Source organism: Kitasatospora sp. NPDC091257 (assembly GCF_044757675.1).
GTDB lineage: Bacteria > Actinomycetota > Actinomycetes > Streptomycetales > Streptomycetaceae > Kitasatospora > Kitasatospora lactacystinica.
Map to the genome: position 1 here is coordinate 1 of NZ_JBIVVI010000704.1, position 4,877 is coordinate 4,877.

Annotated in this window: 5 protein-coding genes; 2 read left to right on the top strand and 3 right to left on the bottom strand. The window is 74.4% G+C overall.

What is annotated here, in order from left to right:
* Positions 1 to 16: 16 nt before the first annotated feature.
* A complete protein-coding gene (locus ACIQOV_RS27745; protein ID WP_401053074.1) occupies positions 17 to 979 on the top strand; it encodes a 2-hydroxyacid dehydrogenase in 963 nt (320 codons plus the stop codon).
* On the opposite strand, the gene ACIQOV_RS27750 is transcribed toward ACIQOV_RS27745, so the two are convergent.
* The 3 genes from ACIQOV_RS27750 to ACIQOV_RS27760 form a co-directional block, all read right to left on the bottom strand.
* Entirely contained in the window at positions 950 to 1,846 is an 897-nt protein-coding gene (locus ACIQOV_RS27750; RefSeq protein WP_359902164.1) for an alpha/beta fold hydrolase, read from the bottom strand. The genes ACIQOV_RS27745 and ACIQOV_RS27750 overlap by 30 nt on opposite strands.
* A 23-nt stretch (positions 1,847 to 1,869) precedes the next feature.
* Entirely contained in the window at positions 1,870 to 2,817 is a 948-nt protein-coding gene (locus ACIQOV_RS27755) for a DUF4231 domain-containing protein (protein ID WP_401053077.1), read from the bottom strand.
* 267 nt (positions 2,818 to 3,084) lie between these two features.
* A complete protein-coding gene (locus ACIQOV_RS27760) occupies positions 3,085 to 3,849 on the bottom strand; it encodes a sugar isomerase domain-containing protein (RefSeq protein ID WP_401053080.1) in 765 nt (254 codons plus the stop codon).
* 221 nt (positions 3,850 to 4,070) lie between these two features.
* Between ACIQOV_RS27760 and ACIQOV_RS27765 the strand changes: the two genes are divergently transcribed.
* Positions 4,071 to 4,763 carry a metal-dependent transcriptional regulator gene (locus tag ACIQOV_RS27765; RefSeq protein ID WP_049649967.1) on the top strand — a complete coding sequence of 231 codons (693 nt, stop codon included), beginning with the start codon at positions 4,071 to 4,073 and terminating at the stop codon, positions 4,761 to 4,763.
* Positions 4,764 to 4,877 lie beyond the last annotated feature (114 nt).

The following is a 4,877-nucleotide window of genomic DNA, read 5'->3' on the forward strand; positions in this document are numbered from 1 at the left end:
GGTACGCTCCCTGACCATGAGCACTCCGCCCCCGGTCCTGGTCACCCGGCGCCTCGCCCCCGGCGTCGTCGAACGGCTCACCGCGCACCACGCCGCCACCTGCCACGACTCCGACCTGGCGATGGACCGGGCCGCGCTGCTGGACGCCGTCCGCGGCCGGCGGGCCGTGATCACCACCCTGGACGACCGGGTGGACGCCGGGTTCCTCGACGCGGCCGGCCCGCGGCTGGCCGTCGTCGCCAACCACGCCGTCGGCTACCACAACGTGGACGTGGCCGCCTGCGCCGAACGCGGCGTCCTGGTCACCAACACCCCGGGCGTGCTCACCACCGCCACCGCCGACATGGCCTGGGCGCTGCTGCTGGCCGCCACCCGCCGGCTCGGCGAGGGCGAACGGCTGCTGCGCTCCGGCGCGTCCTGGGCCTGGGCGCCGAACTTCCTGCTCGGCCTGGAGCTGGCCGGCACCCCGCTGGGCGTGCTCGGCATGGGCCGGATCGGCCGGGCGGTGGCCCGCCGGGCCCGCGCCTTCGACATGCCGGTCAGCTACCACAACCGCCGCGAACTGCCGACCGGTCAGGCCGAGGGCGCCGACTGGAAGCCGCTGGAGGACCTGCTCGCCACCTCCACCGTGCTGGTCGTCACCTGCCCGTTCACCGAGGGGACCCGGCACCTGCTGGACGCCCGCCGCCTCGCCCTGCTGCCGCGCGGCGCGGTGGTGGTCAGCATGACCGCGGGCGTGGTGGACGAGGAGGCGCTGGCCGCCGCGCTGGAGTCCGGCGCGCTGTTCGCCGCCGCCGTGGACAACTTCGAGCACGAGCCGGCCGTCCCGTCCGCGCTGCTCGCCCAGGAGCGCGCGGTGCTCGCCCCGCACCTGGGCAGCGCCACCGTCCGCACCCGGCAGGCGATGGGCGGCCTGGCGGTGGACAACGTGCTGGCGGTGCTCGGCGGCTCAGCGCCCCTGACGCCGGTGGAGGTCTGAGCCCGGGCCGCCCCAGCCCGCGGCCCAGGCCAGCGCGGTGGTCATCACCCGGAACGCCCCGAAGTGCGCGGCGCCGGGCTCCAGGAACAGTTCGGCGTCCGGGATGTGGTCGGCCAGCCAGCGGGAGTGGTCGACCGGCGAGAACTGGTCGTCCGCGCCGTGCCAGAGCCAGGTCGGCACCCGGACCGACCCGACCTCGAACCCCCAGTCGGCGGTGAAGGCCAGCACGTCGTCGATCCAGCCGTCGGCGCCGTGCCGGAACGCCTCCCGGTAGTTGCTCTGGAGCATCCGCCGCAGTCCGCTGTCGGCCACCACCTCCCGGTCGGCGGCGGAGAGTTCGGTGCGCAGCCCGTTCAGCAGCCGGACCGGGTCGTCCTTGATCTGCCGGGAGCGGAACTCCATCGCGTCGGCGATCCGGCCGTGCCCGCGCTCGGCCTCCTGGTAGGCGCGGACGTTGGACGGCGTCATCCCCGCGTACCAGTCCAGGCCGGCCGCGTTGCGCGGCGCGAGGCCGACCAGCACCGCCGCCCGGCTGACCCGTCCCGGCAGCAGCGCCGCGCAGGCCAGCGCGTGCGGGCCGCCGCCGGAGCGGCCGAGCACCGCGAAGCTGTCCAGCCCGAACTCGTCCGCGATGGTCCGCACGTCCGCGGCCGCCGCGCTCACCCGGCGGCCGAACAGCCGGGTCGAGTCGCCGTAGCCCGGCCGGTCGTACGAGATCAGCCGCACGCCCAGCCGGTACAGCACGGTGCTGCGCGGGTGCGGGCCGACCCGGCTGCCGGGCATGCCGTGCAGCAGGAACACCGGACGGCCGCGCGGGTCGCCGAGGGACTCGACGGCGAGCGCGCGGTCGTCCGCCGTTTTGATCATCCGTAACGACACCTGCGGCCTCCTCAGTGCTCCGGGTCGGTTGCGTGCTCCCGGTCGGTGGTGGTGCGTACCTCCCGGCGGGCCTGCCAGGTGGTGTGCTCGCGGGAGATCGCGTCCTCGGCGTCCCGGGCCAGACGGGCCCAGATCTCCTCGGCCTCCATCGACTCCAGGTCCAGCTGGGCGAGTTGGCGCTGGATCTGCGCCAGCTCCTCGGCGGCCAGGGCGTACGCGGCGGCCAGTGGCCGGTACTGGCGCAGCTGCGCCCAGGCGGCGACCGAGGCGGCCACCGCCGAGACCGTGCCCAGCGCGTCGTAGCTGAACGCGCCGAGCGCCCGCAGCAGGGCGAGCACCAGGCCGATCGCCGGCAGCAGCACGCCCAGCACCCCGGCCCAGTGCCCGGCGCGGGCGCAGTAGCGGGCCTTGGCGCGGTACCAGTCGTGCTGCAGCTGGATCCGCTCGGCCAGGTACACCTCGCGGCGCACCGCCAGCGGCTGGCCGCGCAGGTCGTGCATGGCCGGGGTGATCTCCACTCCGGCCTCCGGGACGGCCACCGGGCTGTCCCGGAACGCGCCGAGCACCCCGGAGAGCTGGAAGCGGTACAGGCCCTCGGCGTCCGGCAGGGCGCGCGGCGGGGGCTGGTAGGCGTCGGCCCGGACGGCGTACTTCCAGGCCAGCGTCTTCACCGACTCGGCGGCGGCCCGCCCCTCGTACCAGAGGCCCTGCGGGTTCTGCCGGCTGATCACCACCGCCAGCACGATCGCGCCGAGGTAGGCGGCCGCCGCCGGCCAGGCCCAGGGCTCGCCGTCGGCCGAGCCGGTCGCCGCGGCGACCACCAGCAGGACCAGTTCCCAGGCGGAGAGCAGCACCGAGCGCCGCTGCCCGCGCAGCGACGCCGAGTCGGCGGCCCAGAAGAACTCGGGCAGCAGGTCCCGCTCACGTACCCACCCGGTCCGTCCCGCAACAGACGCCATGTTCGGCCCCCACCAGTCGCTCCGGTCGCACCGCTCTCCTGCCCCGGGGGATTCGCCGGTACGCCTGGTGACGGCCGGGGCGGCCGGATGTGGCCGGGAAGCCCCGGTGGTTGTCCGGTACTCCCCGTGTTCGGGTCGGCACCCAGCGTGCGGGAGGTGGCGGGGGCGCGCACCGGCCGGCGGATGTGCGCGGGCGACCTGCCGGTGCGGCCCGGCGGAGTGCGGGCCGGTGCGCGCGGCCGGCGGGTGCGGCACGGCGGGTGCCGCTCAGTAGGTGTAGAAGACCCGCTCGGCGTTCTCGGCCATCTGCTCGGCGTTCCACTCGGTGCCGCCCGGGACGTTGCCGGAGCGGAACAGCGGCGGCGCGGGGCACTCCCCGGCGGCCGCCCGGTCGGCCAGCCGGCCGACCGCCGAGGCGACCACGGCCTGCATCAGCGCGCTGGTCACGATGGTGGAGACCGGGCCGAAGGTGGTCTCGGCGCCCGGGTGGGTCAGCTCGCCGTCGCCGACCGCGATCTTGCTGTCCAGCACCACGTCGCAGTGGTCCTTCAGGTAGGTGCCGGTCGGGTGCGCCGAGGGCACCTCCCGCGGGTACGCCAGTGAGGTCACGCCGACCACCGTGAGGCCGCGCTCCCGGGCGTAGCGGGCCAGCTCGACCGGCATCACCTGGCGGCCGGAGAGCGAGATCACGAACAGCAGGTCCCCGGCGGTCGCCGGGGTCAGGTCCAGGGTGGCGGTGGCCAGCCCGGAGACCCGCTCCAGCGCGCTGGACAGCGGCGCGGGCATCACCGTCACCCCGGCCGTCCCGGGCACGTTCAGCAGGTTCACCGGGACCAGTCCGCCGGCCCGGTAGACCACGTCCTGGGCCGGCAGTGCGGAGTGCCCGGCACCGAAGGTGAAGACCCGGCGACCCTCGGTCATCGCCTCCGCCAGCAGCGCGGCGGCGGCCTCGATGGTGTCGGCCTCCTCTTCGCGGACCCGCTGGAGGTGGGAGATCGCGGCGTCGAAGTACCGGCCGACCAGGTCGTTCATCTGCTGCCTTCGCTCTCTGCCGGTGGGGGATTCCGGCCGGGTGGGGTGGTCCGGGTGGTCCAGACCGCCGGTGGAGAAAGCTTCGGCGAGCACGGTCGCGCCCCGGTGGCATCGTTGTCAACAGGAACAAAACGGGCCTCCGGAGCCCCGGGGCGGGCCCGGTTGTCGGTCCGGTACGTCAGAATTGGCGGTGAGGACACCGAAGAACGGAGCCAGCGGCGATGTCTGGGCTGATCGACACCACTGAGATGTACCTTCGCACCATCCTGGAGCTGGAGGAGGAGGGCATCGTCCCGATGCGTGCCCGGATCGCGGAGCGCCTGGAACAGAGCGGCCCCACCGTCAGCCAGACGGTCGGCCGGATGGAGCGCGACGGGCTGCTCCAGGTCGCCGGGGACCGCCACCTCGAACTGACCGAGGAGGGCCGCCGGCTCGCGGTGCGCGTCATGCGCAAGCACCGCATCGCCGAGTGCCTGCTCGTCGACGTGATCGGCCTGGAGTGGGAGCAGGTGCACGAGGAGGCCTGCCGCTGGGAGCACGTGATGAGCGAGACGGTCGAGCGCAAGGTGCTCGCCATGCTCGGCCACCCCACCCAGTCGCCGTACGGGAACCCGATCCCGGGCCTGGACGAGCTGGGCGACACCAAGGCGGAGGGCGAGGGCTTCGACGCCGGGCTCGTCCCGCTGGACACCGTCAAGCCGGGCGAGGCCGGGGCCGACGTGGTGGTCCGCCGGATCGGCGAGCCGATCCAGACGGACAGCGCGCTGATGAGCACCCTGCGCCGGGCCGGTGTCAGGCCGGGCTCCACGGTCAAGGTGAGCGCCGGCGTCGGCGGCGTGCTGGTCGGCACCGGGGACAACGCGGCGGAGCTGGGCAAGGACATCGCCCAGCACGTCTTCGTCGCCCAGGCCTGAGGCACCGGACGCGAACAGCCGAGCGGGCCCGCTGCTCCACGTGCAGCCCGGCCGCGGGGGAGCACAAACGAAAAAAACAACACTAAAAAAAACAAAAACCTAATAAACTAGGGT